Raw genomic sequence first — 17,868 nt, forward strand, 5'->3', positions numbered from 1 at the left:
CGGAAGAATCGTGGAGAACCTCATTGCGCTGCTGGTGGCGGCGCCCCTGCTCGGAGCGGCGGTCCTGCTGTGCGGCGGGCGGCGGCTGGACGCCGTCGGCCACTGGATCGGCACCCTGCTCGCGGCCGTCTCCTTCGTGCTCGGCCTGGTGCTGTTCACCGACATGCTCGGCCAGGACGCCGAACACCGCGTCATGGGCCAGCACCTGTTCAGCTGGGTCCCGGTCGAGGGCTTCCAGGCGGACGTCGCCTTCCAGCTCGACCAGTTGTCCATGACGTTCGTGCTGCTGATCACGGGCGTCGGATCGCTGATCCACCTGTACTCGATCGGGTACATGGAGCACGACGAGCGGCGCCGCCGCTTCTTCGGCTATCTGAACCTGTTCCTCGCGGCGATGCTGATCCTCGTCCTCGCCGACAACTACCTGCTGCTGTACGTCGGCTGGGAGGGCGTCGGTCTCGCCTCCTACCTGTTGATCGGCTTCTGGCAGCACAAGCCCAGCGCCGCCACGGCCGCGAAGAAGGCCTTCCTGGTCAACCGCGTCGGCGACATGGGCCTGTCCATCGCGATCATGCTGATGTTCCTGTGGTTCGGCACCTTCGCCTTCGGCCCGGTGCTCGGCAGCCACGGGGAGGCGGGGCTCGCCGGTGCCGCCGGTGAGGACAAGCTGACCGCGATCGCCCTGATGCTGCTGCTCGCCGCCTGCGGCAAGTCCGCCCAGGTGCCGCTGCAGTCCTGGCTCGGGGACGCCATGGAGGGCCCGACCCCGGTCTCGGCCCTCATCCACGCCGCGACCATGGTGACCGCGGGCGTCTACCTGATCGTCCGCTCCGCGGCCGTCTTCAACGGCGCCCCGGACGCGCAGCTGGTCGTCACCATCGTCGGCGCGGTCACGCTCCTGTTCGGTGCGATCGTCGGTTGCGCGAAGGACGACATCAAGAAGGCGCTGGCCGGCTCGACCATGTCGCAGATCGGCTACATGATCCTCGCCGCCGGCCTCGGCCCCATCGGCTACGTCTTCGCGATCATGCACCTGGTGACGCACGGCTTCTTCAAGGCCGGCCTGTTCCTCGGCGCCGGCTCGGTCATGCACGGCATGAACGACGAGGTCGACATGCGCCGCTACGGCGGACTGCGCAAGTACATGCCGGTCACCTTCGTCACCTTCGGCCTCGGCTACCTGGCCATCATCGGCTTCCCGGGCCTGTCCGGCTTCTTCTCCAAGGACAAGATCATCGAGGCGGCGTTCGCCAAGGGCGGCACCGAAGGCTGGATCCTCGGCGCCTGCGCCCTGCTCGGCGCGGCCATCACGGCGTACTACATGACGCGCGTGATGCTGATGACGTTCTTCGGCGAGGAGCGCTGGCGCAACGCACCGACGCCGTCCCCGGACCGGCCGGACGTGGAGCCCGCCGCCGAGACACGCGGCGAGTACACCCCGCCGCATCCGCACGAGTCGCCCAAGGTCATGACGATCCCGATGATCGTGTTGGCTGTCGGGTCGGTGGCCGGCGGCGCGTTCTTCAGCATCGGCGACCGGTTCATGCACTGGCTGGAGCCGATCACCGGGCACAGTCACGGCAACCCGCCGATCAGCGCGGGTGTGGTCACCGGCGCGACCGTCGCGTGCATGATCATCGGCGTCGCCCTCGCCTGGGCCCAGTACGGCCGCCGTCCGGTCCCGGCCGTCGCCCCGCGCGGCTCGCTGCTCACCCGGGCCGCCCGGCGCGACCTGCTCCAGGACGACTTCAACCACGTCGTCCTCGTCCGCGGCGGCGAGCACCTGACGCGGTCCCTGGTCTACGTCGACCACACCCTGGTCGACGGCGTCGTCAACGGCACGGCGGCCTCGGTCGGCGGCCTCTCCGGGCGGATGCGCAGGCTGCAGAACGGCTTCGCCCGCTCCTACGCGGTCTCGATGTTCGGGGGTGCGGCGGTCATCGTCGCCGCGACCCTGCTGATGAGGGCGGTCTGATACCGATGTCCTTTCCTCTGCTGACAGCGACAGCGGCGCTCCCGGCCATCGGAGCGATCGCCACGGCCGCCGTACCGGCCGCGAAGCGCACCGCCGCCAAGTGGCTGGCGCTGCTCTTCTCGCTCGCCACGTTCGTCCTGGCGGTCACCGTCCTGGTCCGTTTCGACCCGGACGGCGACCGCTACCAGCTCACCGAGTCCCACGCCTGGATCGCCGACTTCGGCGTCCGCTACGAACTGGGTGTGGACGGCATCGGGGTGGCGCTGATCGCCCTGACCGCCCTGCTCATCCCGTTCATCATCCTCGCGGGCTGGCACGACGCCGACCCGCTGGAGACCGGCAGCAGCCGCTGGCGGCCGACGCAGGGCTTCTTCGCCCTGATCCTCGGCGTCGAGGCGATGGTGATCCTCTCCTTCGAGGCCACCGACGTCTTCCTCTTCTACATCTTCTTCGAAGCCATGCTGATCCCGATGTACTTCCTCATCGGCGGCTTCGGGGACCGTGCCCACGAGCACGGTGAGAAGGCGGCGGCGACGCAACGGTCGTACGCGGCGGTGAAGTTCCTCCTTTACAACCTGGCCGGCGGTCTGATCATGCTGGCCGCGGTGATCGGCCTGTACGTGGTCGCCGGGAACTTCTCGCTCCAGGAGATCGCCGAGGCCCGCGCCAACGGCACGCTCGACATGTCGACCAGCACCGAACGGTGGCTGTTCCTCGGCTTCTTCTTCGCCTTCGCGGTGAAGGCGCCGCTGTGGCCGCTGCACACCTGGCTGCCCAACGCCATGCAGGAGTCCACCGCCCCGGTCGCCGTGCTCATCACGGCGGTCGTCGACAAGGTCGGCACCTTCGCGATGCTCCGCTTCTGCCTCCAGCTCTTCCCGGAGGCCAGCAAGTGGGCCACACCCGTGATCCTCGTCCTCGCCCTGATCAGCATCATCTACGGGGCGCTGCTCGCGGTCGGCCAGCGGGACATCAAGCGCCTGATCGCCTACGCGTCCATCTCCCACTTCGGCTTCATCATCATGGGCATCTTCGCGATGACCAGCCAGGGCCAGTCCGGCGCGACGCTCTACATGATCAACCACGGCATCTCGACGGCCGCGCTGATGCTGGTGGCGGGCTTCCTGATCTCCCGGCGCGGATCGCGGCTCATCGCCGACTACGGCGGAGTGCAGAAGGTCGCCCCGGTGCTCGCCGGCACGTTCCTGATCGGCAGCCTGGCGACGCTGTCACTGCCGGGGCTGGCACCGTTCGTCAGTGAGTTCCTGGTCCTGGTCGGCACGTTCACGCGCTACCCGGTGATCGGCATCATCGCCACCTTCGGCATCGTCCTCGCCGCGCTCTACACCCTCGTCCTCTACCAGCGGACGATGACGGGCCCGGTGAAACCGGAGGTCTCCGCGATGCCGGACCTCAGGATGCGGGAGCTCGTGGTCGTCGCCCCGCTGGTCGTCCTGCTGATCTTCCTGGGCGTCTACCCGAAGCCCGTCACGCAGATCATCGATCCGGCGGTAAAGCAGACCATGTCCGACGTACAGAAGAAGGACCCCCAGCCCGAGGTGGAGGCGGCCAAGTGAGCGCAACAGCCGTCCACAGCCTGTGGACAACCGCGGCCGAGCCGATCACCAAGATCGACGCGCCGAAGTTCGAGTACGGACAGTTGTCGCCGACCCTGATCGTCGTCGGTGCGGCGATCGTCGGGATCCTGATCGAGGCGTTCGTCCCGCGAAAGTCGCGTTACTACGCCCAGATGTTCGTGTCCGTCGTCGCGCTCGCCGCCGCCTTCGCCGCGGTCGTGGCGCTCGCGGCCGACGGGTACGGCACGACCAAGGCGCGCATCGCGGCGATGGGCGCGATCGCCGTCGACGGGCCGGCCCTGTTCCTGCAGGGCACGATCCTGCTGGTGGCGCTGGTGGGCCTGTTCACCTTCGCCGAGCGGCGCCTCGACCCGGTGGTGCACGGCAACCGCGTCGACTCCTTCGCCGCGCAGGCCGCGTCCGTGCCGGGCAGCGAGAGCGAGAAGGCCGCGGTCAAGGCCGGGTTCACCACCACCGAGGTGTTCCCGCTGCTGCTGTTCGCCGTCGCCGGCATGCTGATCTTCCCGGCGGCCAACGACCTGCTGACGCTGTTCGTCGCGCTGGAGGTCCTCTCCCTGCCGCTGTACCTGCTGTGCGCGCTGGCCCGCCGCAAGCGGCTCATGTCGCAGGAGGCGGCGGTCAAGTACTTCCTGCTCGGCGCCTTCGCCTCCGCGTTCACCCTGTTCGGCATCGCCCTGCTCTACGGCTACGCGGGCTCGATGTCGTACGCGACGATCGCGCAGGTCGTCGAGGGCACCGTGCAGGACGTCAACCCGGCGCTCGCCGACACCATGGGCAACGACGCGCTGCTGCTGATCGGCGCCGCGCTGCTGGTGATGGGCCTGCTGTTCAAGGTGGGCGCGGTGCCCTTCCACATGTGGACGCCGGACGTGTACCAGGGCGCGCCGACGCCGGTGACCGGGTTCATGGCGGCGGCGACGAAGGTGGCGGCGTTCGGCGCGCTGCTGCGGCTGCTGTACGTCGTGCTGCCGGGCCTGCGCTGGGACTGGCGGCCGGTCATGTGGGCCGTGGCCATCGTCACCATGCTGGGCGGTGCGATCGTCGCGATCACGCAGACCGACATCAAGCGGCTGCTGGCGTACTCGTCGATCGCGCACGCCGGGTTCATCCTCGCGGGTGTCATCGCGACCACGCCCGACGGTGTCTCGTCGGTGCTGTTCTACCTGGCGGCGTACTCGTTCGTGACGATCGGCGCCTTCGCGGTGGTCACCCTGGTCCGCGACGCGGGCGGTGAGGCGACGCACCTGTCCAAGTGGGCGGGGCTCGGCCGACGCTCGCCGCTGGTGGCGGCCGTGTTCGCGGTGTTCCTGCTGGCCTTCGCGGGCATTCCGCTGACGTCCGGCTTCACCGGGAAGTTCGCCGTGTTCAAGGCGGCGGCGGAGGGCGGGGCCGCCCCGCTCGTCGTCATCGGTGTGATCTCGTCGGCGATCGCGGCGTTCTTCTACATCCGCGTCATCGTGCTGATGTTCTTCAGCGAGCCGCGGCCGGAGGGCCCGACGGTGGCCGTGCCGTCGCCGCTGACGATGACGGCGATCGGGGTGGGCGTGGCGGTCACGCTGGTGCTCGGTGTGGCGCCGCAGTACTTCCTGGATCTGGCGGGGCAGGCGGGCGTGTTCGTCCGCTGACGTCCCCGTACGCCTCGGTGGGACCCGGCCTCCTACGGGAGCCGGGTCCCGCGGCGTTTCGGATCAGGGACAGGTCACCCTGGGGTTCCAGGGGTGGAAGACGCCTCTGGGGTTGTCCTTGAAGATCCAGGCCCGCAGCGTGTAGACGACACCCAGACCGGGGATCTCCTCCGGCCCGTCGAAGTGCCGGTCGCCGAACATGACCGGGCGGTCCCGGCCCGTCTCCACCTTCTGGTCGGCGTCCCGGACGATCCACTCCACGGGCTCCGGCGCGCAGCCTGCCGTGCTTGTCCCTGTGGTGGACGACTGCGGCGGGTTTCACCGGATCGGTGGAGTTGATGAGCCTCCCTTGACGTAGTGGTAGCCCATGCCGCCTTCTCCTGCCAGGCGGGCCGTCCATTGGGCTGAGTCGAACGCGAGTATGGGCACGTCGCCTCGACCGGGCGGGACCTGTGGATAACTCCGGGGCTGTCGGTGCGGGCGCCTATGGTGGACGCAGTGGTCGAGGAGCGACGCACGGGGGACGCAACGATGGGCGCTACGGGCGGGACAGATGTGATGACGGAACTGGACGCGGTGACCGGGACCGGGGCCGTGACCGGCGCGGGCGGCAACCCCGCCGGGCCCCTCGGCGCCGACGCGAGCGAGGCGCTGGCCGCGCTGCACCGGGTCTTCGGCTTCGACGCCTTCCGCGGCGAGCAGGAAGCCGTCATCGACCATGTGGTGGCGGGCGGCGACGCCGTCGTGCTCATGCCGACCGGCGGCGGCAAGTCGCTGTGCTACCAGATCCCGTCCCTGGTCAGGCCGGGTACGGGTGTGGTCGTCTCCCCGCTCATCGCCCTGATGCAGGACCAGGTGGACGCGCTGCGGGCGCTGGGCGTGCGGGCCGGGTTCATGAACTCCACGCAGGACTTCGACGAGCGGCGCCTGATGGAGGCCGAGTTCCTCGCCGGGGAGCTGGATTTGCTGTACCTGGCGCCGGAGCGGCTGCGGCTGGAGGGCACGCTCGATCTGCTCTCCCGCGGGAAGATCTCCGTCTTCGCGATCGACGAGGCGCACTGCGTCTCCCAGTGGGGCCACGACTTCCGGCCCGACTACCTGGCGCTGTCCCTGCTCGGCGAGCGCTGGCCGGACGTGCCGCGGATCGCCCTCACGGCGACGGCCACGCATGCGACGCACCAGGAGATCACCCAGCGGCTGAACATGCCGACGGCCCGCCACTTCGTGGCGAGCTTCGACCGGCCCAACATCCAGTACCGGATCGTGCCCAAGGCCGACCCGAAGAAGCAGCTGCTGAGCTTCCTGCGCGAGGAGCACGCGGAAGACGCGGGCATCGTCTACTGCCTCTCACGCAAGTCGGTGGAGTCGACCGCAGAGTTCCTCAGCCGCAACGGCGTCGAGGCGGTGCCCTACCACGCGGGCCTGGACGCGGGCACGCGCGCGGCCCACCAGTCCCGCTTCCTGCGGGAGGACGGCCTGGTCGTGGTGGCGACCATCGCCTTCGGCATGGGCATCGACAAGCCGGACGTCCGCTTCGTCGCCCACCTCGACCTGCCCAAGTCGGTCGAGGGCTACTACCAGGAGACGGGCCGGGCCGGCCGCGACGGTCTGCCCTCGACGGCCTGGATGGCCTACGGCCTGAACGACGTCATCCAGCAGCGCAAGCTGATCCAGTCCGGCGAAGGCGACGAGGCCTTCCGGCGCCGGGCCCAGGCCCACCTGGACTCGATGCTGGCGCTGTGCGAGACGGCCCAGTGCCGCCGGGGCCAGCTCCTCGCCTACTTCGGCCAGGACCCGGACGCCTCCGGCTGCGGCAACTGCGACACCTGCCTGACCCCGCCGGAGACCTGGGACGGCACGATCGCTGCGCAGAAGGCGCTGTCGACGGTGGTCAGACTGCAGAGGGAGCGCGGGCAGAAGTTCGGCGCGGTGCAGATCGTCGACATCCTGCTGGGCAAGCGGACCGCCAAGGTCATCCAGTTCGACCACGACCAGCTGTCCGTGTTCGGCATCGGTGAGGAGCTCACCGAAGGCGAATGGCGTGGCGTCGTCCGGCAGTTGCTCGCCCAGGGGCTGCTCGCGGTGGAGGGCGAGTACGGCACGCTGGTGCTGACCGAGGCCAGCGGGGCGGTGCTGCGGCGGGAGCGGGACGTGCCGCTGCGCAAGGAGCCGAAGAAGCCGGTGACCTCCCGGTCGGGGTCCTCGTCCGCGGGCTCCGGGCGGGGCGAGCGCAAGGGCAAGGCGGTCGCCGCCGAGCTGCCCGAGGAACTGCTGCCGGCTTTCGAGGCGTTGCGCGCATGGCGCGCGGAGCAGGCTCGTGAGCAGGGCGTCCCGGCGTATGTGATCTTCCACGACGCCACACTGCGGGAGATCGCCATGGCGTGGCCGACGTCGGTCGGGCAGCTCGGCGGGATCAACGGGGTCGGTGAGAAGAAGCTCGCAACATACGGGGAAGGTGTGCTGGAGGTTCTCGCGGCCCTGGGCGAGCCGGTTCCGGCAGGGGGCTCGGCCCCGGCCCAGGACTCCGGCCGGGCTCCGGCTCACGCACCCGGTCAGGACGCGGGCGAGCCGGACGACTGGCCGGAGATGGACGCGGAGCCGGAGCCCGACGACTGGATATAGAGCCGGACCCCGGCCGGGTCAGACGGGCAGGGGGGCCGGACCGGTCACAACGCCCGTCCCGCGTACGCCCTGACATCCGCGTCGGAGTCCGTCGTCGCCGTGGCGAGGGCCGCCCGGGCCTCCTCGGTGGTGCGGTGCCGGGTCAGGGCCAGGACGGCGGCTTTGCGGACGTCGGCGTTGGGGTCCGCCAGAGCCTTGGCGAGGGCCGGGACGGCCATGTCGGGGTCGGCGACGGACAGGGCCGTGGCGGCTCCGGCCCGGACCTGCCAGGCCGGCTCGGACAGGGCGGTCACGGCGCGTGCGGTGATTGGTGCCGGGCAGCCGGTGGTCCCGAGCGCTCCGTAGGCCGCTGCCCGCACCAGAGCATCGGGGTCGTCGAGGAGGCCGGTGAGGGCCGCCTCGATCGCACCGGCGGTGGGATCGGCGCCGGCCCGGGCGTCATCCGCCGGCCGCTCGGCACCCACCGTGGCCAGGCCCTTGGCGAGCGCGACCCGGACCTCGCGGGAAGGGTCGGCGCCCGCCGCACGGGCCAGTTCACCGGCGGCGTCGACGGACACCAGGGCGCGTACGGCCTCGATGCGGACGGCGATGTCGGAGTCGGCGAGGGAGCCCGCGAACAGGGCGGCGTCTCCGAGGCGCAGGGCGCGCAGGACGTCCAGGGCCGCGGCGCGGACCACCGGGTCCGGCTCTGCCAGCGCGGCGGCGAGGCCGTCGCGCAGGTCGGGCTCGGCCGGGAGCGTCTCGACGAGCTCGCGCAGTGACGCGGCCGCGGCGGCACGCACCTCCGCGGCGGTGTCGCGCAGGGCGGAGGCGAGGGCGCTGCCCGTCCCCGGCGGGAGGGTCTCGGTGAGCACGGCGACGGCCTCGCGGCGAACAGCGGGCGCGGAGTCGGTCAAGTACGGCTGAAGGGCGTCGAGTTCGGGCTCCTCCTCGGCGAGGGCGACGAGTTCGAGCAGTCGGGCGGAGGACCGCTCGCCGGAAGGCACAGGGGCCGAGGCCCGCGGTGCCGGAGTCCGCTCCGGATCCGCCGCCCCCGCTGTCGCCCCCACCGGGGCCGCGACCGGCGCCACGTCCCGCGAGCCCGCCATGGCCACATCCTCGGCGTGGACCTCGCCGAGGGCACGAGACGGGCCGCCGACGGGATCGAAACCGTCGACGGGAACGAGATAGGGAGCCACGGGCCGGGCCGTGAACTCCATCGCACCAGAGGGGGACTTGTGCAGATCTAGGTGGTGGAACCAGGACGCGTCATCGCGCCGGGGGTGATCGAGGCGGTCGTGGTAGAGGCCCCAGCGGGACTCCGTGCGGGCCAGGGAGGACCGCGCGGCCATCTCCGCGCAGTCGCGGATGAAGGTGACCTCGGCGCAGCGCATCAGCTCGTGCGCGGTGCGGGCCCCCATCGCCGCGATGTCGGTGTGCATCCGCTCGAACGCCTCCAACGCCAGCGACAGCCGGGCGCCGGACTTGGGCGGGGCCACGTAGTCGTTCACGAAGCGGCGCAGCTTGTACTCGACCTGGGGCTGCGGCGGGCCGTCGGGGTTGCGCAGCGGGCGGTAGATCAGCTCGTGCGCCTCCCGGAGCTGCTCCGCGGGCAACTCGCCCGCGTAGGCCTGGTACCGGGACGCGTCCGCTCCCGCGAGGTCGCCGAAGACGAACGCTCCGATCATGTAGTTGTGCGGCACGCAGGCCAGGTCACCGGCCGCGTACAGCCGGGGCACGGTCGTACGGGCGTGGTCGTCGACGCGGACGCCGGAGGCGGAGTGGCCGCCGCACAGGCCGATCTCGGAGATGTGCATCTCGACGTCGTGGGTGCGGTAGTCGTGGCCGCGGCCGGAGTGGAAGGTGCCGCGGGTGGGGCGCTCGGTGGAGTGCAGGATCGTCTCCAGGGCCGAGACCGACTCCTCGGGGAGATGGCTCAGCTTCAGGTAGACGGGGCCCCGGTCGGAGGCGACCTCGGCCGCGAACTCGGCCATCATCTGGCCCGACCAGTAGTCGGAGTCCACGAAGCGTTCGCCGTGCCGGTTGACCTGGTAGCCGCCGAAGGGGTTGGCGACGTAGGCGCAGGCCGGGCCGTTGTAGTCCTTGATCAGCGGGTTGATCTGGAAGCACTCGATGCCGGTGAGCTCGGCGCCCGCGTGGTAGGCCATGGCGTAGCCGTCGCCCGCGTTGGTGGGGTTCTCGTAGGTGCCGTAGAGGTAACCGGAGGCGGGCAGGCCGAGGCGGCCGCAGGCGCCGGTGGCGAGGATGACCGCGCCCGCGCGGACCTGGACGAACTGCCCGGTGCGGGTGTTGAATCCGGCTGCCCCGACAGCGCGCCCCTCCGCCGTGAGGACGCGCACCGGCATGACCCGGTTCTCGATGCGGATCCTCTCCCGCATCTCGCGCCGCCGCAGCTGCCGGTAGAGGACCTTCTTGACGTCCTTGCCCTCCGGCATCGGCAGTACGTAGGAGCCGGAGCGGTGCACCTGGCGGACGGAGTAGTCGCCGTGCTCGTCCTTCTCGAACTTCACGCCGTAGGACTCCAGCCGCTGCACCATGTCGAAGCCGCGGGTGGCTGTCTGGCGGACGGTGGACTGGTCGACGATGCCGTCGTTGGCGCGGGTGATCTCGGCGACGTAGTCGTCGGGCTCGGCCCGGCCCGGTATGACCGCGTTGTTGACGCCGTCCATGCCCATGGCGAGCGCGCCGGAGTGGCGGACGTGGGCCTTCTCCAGCAGCAGCACGTTCGCGCCGTGCTCGGCGGCGGTCAGGGCGGCCATGGTGCCGGCGGTGCCGCCGCCGATGACGAGGACGTCGCAGGTCAGTTCCTCGGCGTCGGCGAGCGACGGGACGGCCAGGGGGGCGTCCGCAGGGGGGTTCACGGAGGTGGTCACCGGGGTGCCTTTCACGTACCGAGCGAGGTGAGGACGTCGCGCCGCAGGGCCACGCGCGCCGGGTCGTCGTGTGCGCCGCGCTCGCGCGGGCGGGGGATGCACCGGACGGCGAGGAGGCCGCCCGCGCCGAGCAGGGCCACGCGGTCGCCGAGGAACAGGGCCTCGTCCACGTCGTGGGTGACGAAGACGACGGTGGCGCCCGTTCCCTGGAGCACCTCCACCAGCAGGTCCTGCATGCCTGCGCGGGTCTGCGCGTCGAGCGCCCCGAACGGCTCGTCCATCAGGACGGCGCGCGGGCGTCCGGCCAGGGCGCGGGCCAGCTGGACGCGCTGGCGCTGCCCGCCCGAGACCCGGTGCGGCAACTGCCGTGCCTGCGAACCGAGTCCGACCCGCTCCAGCCACGCCTGGGCCTGCGTCCGGCGCTCGGCGCGGGGCACACCGCGGATGGCGAGGGGGAGTTCGACGTTGGCGCGCAGGGTGCGCCAGGGGAGCAGGGCGTCCTCCTGGAAGACCAGGGCGCGGTCGGCCGAGGGGCCGGTCAGCGGGTGCCCGTCCTGGGTGATCTCGCCGGTGAGCGGCGACAGCAGGCCGGCCAGGGTGCGCAGCAGGGTGGACTTCCCGCAGCCCGAGGGGCCGACGACGCTGAGGATCTCGCCGGGGGCGATGTCCAGGTCGACCGCGTCCAGGGCCGGCGCGCCGGGGCGGCCGAGGGAGGCTGCGGCGAGGGTGAGCCGGGTCCCGCGCCCCGGGGCGGCGGGGGCGGCCTCGGACGGGGTGTTCCGGACCGCCTCGGGCGAGGTGTTCCGGACGGACTCCGACGAGGTGTTCGGGGCGGCCCCGGGCGGGGTGTTCGAGACGGTCTCAGACGAGGTGCTCATCGCGTGCCTCCTCGGATCGGGCCCCGCCGGGGACGGCGGCGGGGGCGGCCGGTGCCGGCTTCACGGACCGGTGGGGCCGGGGCGGCCGGGCGCCTGGCACGTACGCGGTGCGGGGCAGCCAGCGGGTGAGGCGGCGGCCCAGCAGTTCCACGGCCGTGGAGGTGAGCCAGCCGAGGACACCGATGGTGACCATGCCGACGAACACACCGGGGTAGTCGACGACGGTGTAGTCCTGCCAGGTGCGGTAACCGACGCCGTACTGGCCGGAGATCATCTCGGCGGAGATCACACAGATCCACGAGACGCCGATGCCGACGGACAGCCCGCCGAACACACCGGGCAGCGCGCCCGGCAGGACGACCGAGCCGAGGATCCGCCACCGGCCGCCGCCCATCGTGCGCACCGCCTCCTCCCACACGGGAGACAGCGCGCGCACCGCGTGCCGGGTGGAGACCAGGACCGGGAAGAAGGCGGCGGTGCAGGTGATGAAGACGATGCCCTGCTCGTTGGAGGGGAACAGCAGGATCGCGACGGGGACCAGGGCGATGGCCGGGATCGGGCGGATCACCTCCAGCACCGGGCCGAGCAGGTCCTCGGCCAGTCGCGAGCGCGCCACGAGCACGCCCGTGGCCACACCGAGGACGGCGGCCAGCAGGAAGCCGGTGAGAATCCGGGTGAGGCTGTCGGTGAGGTCCGTCCAGTAGTCCGGCCCGGACACCCGGGCGGCGAAGGCCCGGGCCACGTCGGTGACCGTCGGGAACTGGGAGAAGCGCAGCCACAGGTCGATGTTCAGGCTGGTCAGCGCCTGCCACAGGCCCAGCGCGGCGGCCAGCGACACCACGCGGAGCGCATACCGCTTCACGAGGCCCGCTCCAGAGCGTCGGCGTACGGGACGACCCGCGCTCCGCCGTGGCCGGCGATGTACGCCTGCGCGGTGTCGGGGGCGACGAAGGACAGCAGTTTGGCGCCGTCGGCCACCCACACGGCCTGGTCGGCGAACCAGAGGGTGCCGGTGGTGGTGTCGGGGACGTAGGCGGCGCGCAGGGAGTTCCGGTGCCCGGCCACGTAACGCAGCAGTGCGGAGGGGGAGTTGAAAGTGACGGTCTTCGAGGCGCCCTTGGGCCAGGCCTCACTCGCGGCCGGTGCGGGCTTCGTGGCGGAATGCCTGGCGTACGCCGCCGGTCCGAGGGCCTTCTTCACGTACTGGTCGTCGACGAAGGAGTCGACGTCCACGTCGCCGGTGAGCTTCGCCGACTTCAGGATCGACACGTCCTGCTTCAGCGCGGAGACGAGCCGGGGCCTGATGGCCGGGTCGAAGGTGGCGATGCCGTGAGCGCCGTTGTAGAGGTAGACGACCTCGGCGGGCAGGCCGGTCGCCTTCGCGACCTTCTCGGCGGCGTCCACCGGGTGGTCGTTCAGGTAGTCGGTGGCCTCCGCCTGGGCCTTCAGGAACGCCTCCAGCACGGCCGGGCGCTGCTTCGCGAAGTCCTCGCGGGCGGTGACGCCGTGAAAGGTGGGCAGGTTCAGCCGGGCACCGTCGTAGATCGCCTTCGCCTTGCCCTGGAAGGCGAGCAGGCCCGGCCAGGCGACGAACTGGGACAGCGCGTCCGTGCTGCCCGCCGCGAGGGCGGAGGCGCCGACGGAGGGCTGCTGGTTGAGCTTCTCGATGCCGCTGTCCGGGTTGATGCCGGCCCGCTGCAGGGCCCTTACGAGGGTGCCGTCGGCGGCCGAGCCGACGCTCGTGGAGACTTTCTTGCCCTTCAGGTCCTTCAGGGAGGTCAGCTTGGAACCGGGGGCGGTGACGATGGTGTTGAGGCCGCCGCGCAGGTTGTAGCCGGTGACCGACACCAGGCGTGTGGGGCTGTTCAGCTGCTTGCCGCGGGCCGCGTTGATGAGCAGGGGGAAGTCGCCCATCGAGCCGATGTCGATCTTCCCGGCTGTCATCTGGGCGGTGATGGGGGCGCCGGTGGCGTAGTCCTGCCAGTTCACCTTGTAGTGGATGCCGTCGTGCAGGGAGTTCAGCTGCTTCTCGAAGGCGCCGAGGGAGCGGAGCAGAGTGCCGGCCGTGACGGTGTTGATCGTCCTGGACTGGTAGCCGACGGTGACGGTGACCGTGGAGCCGCTGCCCGCCTCGGCGTCACCGCCGCAGGCGCTGAGCGGGAGCAGGAGAACGACGGCGGATGTCGCGACTGCTGCGCGTTTCATGCTGGTTCGGGACATGACGGTTCGGGCCTCTCACCGGAGCAGATAGGGCATGTTGACCGTGACGGCTCCGGTGGGGCAGCGGGCCGCGCACGGGCCGCAGTACCAGCACTCGTCGACATGCATGTAGGCCTTGCCGTTGCGCTCGTCGATGGCGAGGGAGTCCAGCGGGCACATGTCCACGCAGAGCGTGCAGCCGTCGATGCACTTCGACTCGTCGATGGTCACGGGCACGTCGGCCCGCTGGGGCACCAAGGGCATGGCTGTCTCCAGGGATGTGCGCGAGCGGGTCGGCTACCGGGTCCGGTGCAGCAGGCCGCTCATGGTGATGCGGTCGCCGCGGAATCGGATGAACTCCAGGTCGACCGGGCGGCCGTCCGCGAGGTGGGTGAGGCGTTCCAGCATGAGGACGGCGGTGCCGCGCGGGGCCTCGAGCACGGCGGCCGAGTGGGTGTCCGCGCTGACCGCTTCCAGGGTGATCTCGGCGTGGCCGAGGCGCTGGCCGGTGACGGCTTCCAGGAGGCGGAAGACGTCGGTGTTCTCCAGGTCGGCGCCGAGCAGTTCGGTGCCGATGTCGAGGGGGATGTAGGTGAGGTCGAGGGACAGGGGAAGACCGCCCAGCCTGCGCAGGCGTTCGATGTAGAGGACGTCGGTGCCGGGCGCGAGCCGGAGGCGGTCGGCGACCGGTGCGGGTGCCGGGGCGGGGCCCATGGTGCGGACCTCGTTGGTGACCTGCCCGTGTTCGCGGAGGGTTTCCGCGAGGCCCATCAGGCGGTCGAGGCCGTGGGGGTACTTGTGGGCCACGACCACGGTGCCGACGCCCGGCTGGCGTTCCACGAGGCCCTCGGACCGCAGCAGGTCGAGAGCCTCGCGGACCGTGTTGCGGCTGGCGCCGTACTCGGTGGCGAGGGTCGACTCGTGGGGGAGGACGCCGTCGGGGAAGGCGCCGGTGAGCAGCAGCCGGCGGAGCAGGTCGGCCAGTTGCCGTGCCCGGTCGGCGCGCAGCCGTCGCCGCGCACGGTGGGCGGCGACGGTGGTCGCGGCTCCCTGTCCGGCGTGGTCTCGGATGCGGTCACTGGGCATGCTCGGACCATACCTATCCGATAGGAAAAGTGGTGTTGCGGGAATGTTGCGCCACCGGAAGTGTGACCAGTTCGACGGGTGAGCTGGCATTTCGGCCGCTCCGCGAGGAGATCCGCCACCGACCGCCGGGCCGGTCTGCATGCGAGAACCCCCGCCCGCCGGGCCGGCTCGGCTACGACAGCCGCCGCCCGCCGGGCCGGTACGCCTGCGAGAGACCCCGCCGCCCGCGCCGGTACGCCCACGGCAGCCGCCGCCCGCCGGGCCGGTCTGCATGCGAGACCCCCGCCGGCCGGGCCGGTACGCCCACGAGAGACCCCGCCGCCCGCGCCGGTACGCCCACGGCAGCCGCCGCCCGCCGGGCCGGTCTGCATGCGAGACCCCCGCCCGCCGGGCCGGTACGCCCACGAGAGACCCCGCCGCCCGCGCCGGTACGCCCACGGCAGCCGCCGCCCGCCGGGGTCGGTACGCCTGCGAGAGCCCCCGCCCGTCGGGCCGGCTCGGCTACGACAGCGCCGTCAGGCCCGGGGCGAAGGCGATCAGCAGGGGCAGCAGCGGTACGAGCGCGGCCGTCGTGGTGGTCAGGGCCCGGTGCCGGCGGCCCAGCCGGGGCGGCGGTTCCAGGAGCCGGTCGACCCGCTCGCCCAGCAGGCGGTGGCTGGAAGCGCAGGACAGCACGCCGCGGTGCTGGTTGAGCTCGATCAGGGCCAGGGCCGTGGTCAGGTGGCCGCAGCGGCGGGAGGCCGTGTCGTCGGCGGCCAGTTCGACCAGGCGGTGGGTCTGGTCGCAGAAGTGGGCGAACAGCGGGATGCGGGGGAAGCCGGTGGCCAGGGCGGTGGACAGGTGCAGCAGCCAGTCGTGGCGGGCCCGGGCATGGCCCCGCTCGTGGGTGAGGACGGCGTCGAGCTGGTGGTCGGTGAGGCGGTGCAGGGCGCCCGTGGTGACGATCAACTGGGGCGGGCTGCCGGGCATCCACCAGGCGTCCGGGTACTCGTCCTCCAGGACCAGCAGCGGACCGCGCGCCGCGGGCAGGCCGGCCGGCAGGTCGGGGGCGCGCTCGCGCAGATGGGCGCGGGCCTGGCCGCGGCGCCGGCGCGCCTCGACGAGTTCCCGCGCGAGCATCGCGGTCGTCCAGGCGGCACCGCAGGCCAGCAGCAGGGTGAGGGCGGCGGCCCACGGCGGGGCGGTGGACAGGTCGTACGCCGCGGTCACCGCGGGGGGTGCCGGGGCGAAGAGCTGGGCGCGGACGGTACCGAAGACGGCCGCCGCGCCCAGCGAGAGCGCCGTCACGCACGCCAGCAGGACGGTGGCCACCAGGCACTGCCAGACCCACAGTGCGACCACCGGTTCCCGTTCGGGCCACGCGGCCCGGGTCAGCGCGCGGGGAACGGGGACGGCGGCCGTCACGGCGACGACGCTCAGCAGGAGCAGGCAGACGGTCATGGCCACGGGCTCCGGTTCCTCGTCGGAAGAGGGGCGGCTACGGGTCGTGCGGGGGAGGGCGGCCGCCGTGCGCACCGGTGGCCACGATGAGCGTGACGGACGTGCGGGCGCACCGCCCCGCGCCCAGTATGACGGGCCGGGCGGTGCGTCAGGGGCCGAACGGCGGCGAAAGAGCCGGAAGGGGCACCGTCGGCCGGCCGGTCGGCCGGCGTCAGCCCTGGACCACGCGCCCCGTCACCTGGCCCAGCCCCACCCGTACGCCGTTCGGTCCCGGGGCCCAGGCCGAAAGGGTGACCTCGTCGCCGTCCTCCAGGAAGGTCCGCTTGCCGTCCGGGAGTTCGAGCGGCTCGCGGCCGTTCCAGGTCAGTTCCAGCAGGGAGCCGCGCTCCCGTTCCGCCGGGCCGCTGACCGTGCCGGAGCCGTACAGGTCGCCGGTGCGCAGGGAGGCGCCGTTGACGGTCATGTGGGCCAGCTGCTGGGCGGCCGTCCAGTACATGGTGGAGAAGGGGGGCTCGGAGACGACGTGGCCATTGACGGCGACGCTGATCCGCAGGTCGTAACCGCCGGGTTCCTCGTCGCTGTCGTCGAGGTACGGCAGCAGCTCGTGCGTCCGGGCCGGGGGCGCCACGAGGGCCTCCTCCAGGGCGTCCAGCGGGGTGATCCAGGCCGACACGGACGTGGCGAAGGACTTGCCGAGGAACGGGCCGAGGGGCACGTACTCCCAGGCCTGGATGTCGCGGGCGGACCAGTCGTTGAGGAGGCACAGCCCGAACACGTGCTCGCGGAAGTCGCCGAGGGCCACCGGCGCGCCCATCCGGGAGGGCACGCCGACGACGAAACCGACCTCGGCCTCGATGTCCAGCCGGACGGACGGGCCGAAGACGGGAGCGGCGTCCGTGGGCGCCTTGCGCTGGCCGGACGGCCGCGGGACCTCCGTGCCGGAGACCACGACCGTGCCGGAACGGCCGTGGTAGCCGATCGGCAGGTGCTTCCAGTTGGGGGTGAGGGAGTCCTCGGCGTCGGGGCGGAAGATCTGGCCGACGTTGCGGGCGTGGTTCTCGGATGCGTAGAAGTCGACGTAGTCCGCGACCTCGAACGGGAGGTGCAGGGTCACCGACGACAGGGGGTGGAACAGCGGTGCGACGGTCTCGCGGTGGGACGGCACGGTCACCCAGGCGGTCAGCGCCCGGCGCACGTCGGACCAGGCCGTGCGGCCCGCGGCCAGCAGCGGGTTGAGGTTCGGCCGCGCGAGCAGGGAGGCGTACGGCGAACCGAGCGCGTGGGCCGCCGCGCCCGCGTCCAGCACGTGATCGCCGAGCCGGACGCCCACGGCCCGGTGGGACGAGCCGGGGAGGGAGAACACGCCGTACGGCAGGTTGTGCGGGCCGAAGGGGTCGCCCTCGGGGACATCGAAGGGGGGCATCGGGTGCTGCCTCGCTTTCGGGTGCGCCATGTCGTCGCCACGTGTTCGTGGTCGTGCCACACGTTACGGGTGACGCGCCTGTCCTGGGCAGAGTCCGAGGAGGCGCACAGGGGCGAACGGGGCAGGTGGGCCCGGTTGGGACCGGACGG

13 protein-coding genes are annotated in these 17,868 nt (G+C 71.9%); 4 read left to right on the forward strand and 9 right to left on the reverse strand.

From position 1 onward, the window contains the following. Nucleotides 1–10 precede the first annotated feature (10 nt). Genes nuoL through nuoN form a run of 3 tightly spaced genes read left to right on the forward strand, consistent with a single transcriptional unit; the run spans nt 11 to nt 5,198 of the window. Entirely contained in the window at nt 11–1,975 is a 1,965-nt protein-coding gene (gene nuoL, locus CEB94_RS23740) for an NADH-quinone oxidoreductase subunit L (protein WP_175434138.1), read from the forward strand. Nucleotides 1,976–1,980: 5 nt separating this feature from the next. Further along, entirely contained in the window at nt 1,981–3,552 is a 1,572-nt protein-coding gene (locus CEB94_RS23745; RefSeq protein WP_175434139.1) for an NADH-quinone oxidoreductase subunit M, read from the forward strand. Further along, nucleotides 3,549–5,198, forward strand: a complete 1,650-nt coding sequence (gene nuoN / locus CEB94_RS23750) for an NADH-quinone oxidoreductase subunit NuoN (RefSeq protein WP_175434140.1) — start codon at nt 3,549–3,551, stop codon at nt 5,196–5,198. Before CEB94_RS23745 ends, nuoN begins: the two co-directional genes overlap by 4 nt. A gap of 63 nt (nt 5,199–5,261) precedes the next feature. On the opposite strand, the gene CEB94_RS23755 is transcribed toward nuoN, so the two are convergent. Next, on the reverse strand, nt 5,262–5,459 hold the full coding sequence (locus tag CEB94_RS23755; RefSeq protein ID WP_175434141.1) for a hypothetical protein: 198 nt from the start codon (nt 5,457–5,459) through the stop codon (nt 5,262–5,264). A gap of 297 nt (nt 5,460–5,756) precedes the next feature. On the opposite strand from CEB94_RS23755, the gene recQ reads away from it, so the two are divergent. Then, nucleotides 5,757–7,820: a DNA helicase RecQ gene (gene recQ, locus CEB94_RS23760; protein WP_425472486.1), complete on the forward strand. Its 2,064-nt coding sequence runs from the start codon at nt 5,757–5,759 to the stop codon at nt 7,818–7,820. Between the two features lie 44 nt (nt 7,821–7,864). Here the strand turns inward: recQ and CEB94_RS23765 are convergent, their stop codons facing one another. The 8 genes from CEB94_RS23765 to fahA all read right to left on the reverse strand — a co-directional run bounded on the left by CEB94_RS23765 (nt 7,865) and on the right by fahA (nt 17,719). After that, complete coding sequence (locus CEB94_RS23765) at nt 7,865–10,693, reverse strand: fumarate reductase/succinate dehydrogenase flavoprotein subunit (protein WP_175434143.1); 2,829 nt, start codon at nt 10,691–10,693, stop codon at nt 7,865–7,867. A gap of 11 nt (nt 10,694–10,704) precedes the next feature. Further along, the gene (locus CEB94_RS23770) at nt 10,705–11,571 is read right to left on the reverse strand and encodes an ABC transporter ATP-binding protein (RefSeq protein WP_175434144.1); all 867 of its coding nucleotides are present in this window, start codon (nt 11,569–11,571) and stop codon (nt 10,705–10,707) included. Continuing rightward, nucleotides 11,555–12,433, reverse strand: a complete 879-nt coding sequence (locus CEB94_RS23775; protein WP_175434145.1) for an ABC transporter permease — start codon at nt 12,431–12,433, stop codon at nt 11,555–11,557. Before CEB94_RS23775 ends, CEB94_RS23770 begins: the two co-directional genes overlap by 17 nt. Next, nucleotides 12,430–13,776: an ABC transporter substrate-binding protein gene (locus tag CEB94_RS23780; RefSeq protein ID WP_175434146.1), complete on the reverse strand. Its 1,347-nt coding sequence runs from the start codon at nt 13,774–13,776 to the stop codon at nt 12,430–12,432. Before CEB94_RS23780 ends, CEB94_RS23775 begins: the two co-directional genes overlap by 4 nt. A 30-nt stretch (nt 13,777–13,806) precedes the next feature. Further along, nucleotides 13,807–14,034 (reverse strand): 4Fe-4S dicluster domain-containing protein, encoded by a 228-nt coding sequence (locus CEB94_RS23785; protein WP_043497678.1) that lies wholly within the window; start codon nt 14,032–14,034, stop codon nt 13,807–13,809. A gap of 33 nt (nt 14,035–14,067) precedes the next feature. Further along, the gene (locus CEB94_RS23790; RefSeq protein WP_175434147.1) at nt 14,068–14,856 is read right to left on the reverse strand and encodes a GntR family transcriptional regulator; all 789 of its coding nucleotides are present in this window, start codon (nt 14,854–14,856) and stop codon (nt 14,068–14,070) included. A gap of 501 nt (nt 14,857–15,357) precedes the next feature. After that, nucleotides 15,358–16,296: a M56 family metallopeptidase gene (locus CEB94_RS23795; protein ID WP_175437132.1), complete on the reverse strand. Its 939-nt coding sequence runs from the start codon at nt 16,294–16,296 to the stop codon at nt 15,358–15,360. Between the two features lie 211 nt (nt 16,297–16,507). After that, complete coding sequence (gene fahA / locus CEB94_RS23800; protein WP_175434148.1) at nt 16,508–17,719, reverse strand: fumarylacetoacetase; 1,212 nt, start codon at nt 17,717–17,719, stop codon at nt 16,508–16,510. Nucleotides 17,720–17,868 lie beyond the last annotated feature (149 nt).

The sequence above is a fragment of the Streptomyces hawaiiensis genome, assembly GCF_004803895.1.
GTDB classification, from domain to species: domain Bacteria; phylum Actinomycetota; class Actinomycetes; order Streptomycetales; family Streptomycetaceae; genus Streptomyces; species Streptomyces hawaiiensis.

Excerpts from the sequence above, each read along its gene's own strand:
- CEB94_RS23790 (WP_175434147.1), bottom strand. The coding sequence starts at position 14,856 with ATGCCCAGTGACCGCATCCGAGACCACGCCGGACAGGGAGCCGCGACC.
- CEB94_RS23770 (WP_175434144.1), bottom strand. The coding sequence starts at position 11,571 with ATGAGCACCTCGTCTGAGACCGTCTCGAACACCCCGCCCGGGGCCGCC.
- CEB94_RS23745 (WP_175434139.1), top strand. The coding sequence starts at position 1,981 with ATGTCCTTTCCTCTGCTGACAGCGACAGCGGCGCTCCCGGCCATCGGA.
- CEB94_RS23785 (WP_043497678.1), bottom strand. The coding sequence starts at position 14,034 with ATGCCCTTGGTGCCCCAGCGGGCCGACGTGCCCGTGACCATCGACGAG.
- CEB94_RS23795 (WP_175437132.1), bottom strand. The coding sequence starts at position 16,296 with ATGACCGTCTGCCTGCTCCTGCTGAGCGTCGTCGCCGTGACGGCCGCC.
- CEB94_RS23780 (WP_175434146.1), bottom strand. The coding sequence starts at position 13,776 with ATGAAACGCGCAGCAGTCGCGACATCCGCCGTCGTTCTCCTGCTCCCG.
- fahA (WP_175434148.1), bottom strand. The coding sequence starts at position 17,719 with ATGCCCCCCTTCGATGTCCCCGAGGGCGACCCCTTCGGCCCGCACAAC.
- recQ (WP_425472486.1), top strand. The coding sequence starts at position 5,757 with ATGACGGAACTGGACGCGGTGACCGGGACCGGGGCCGTGACCGGCGCG.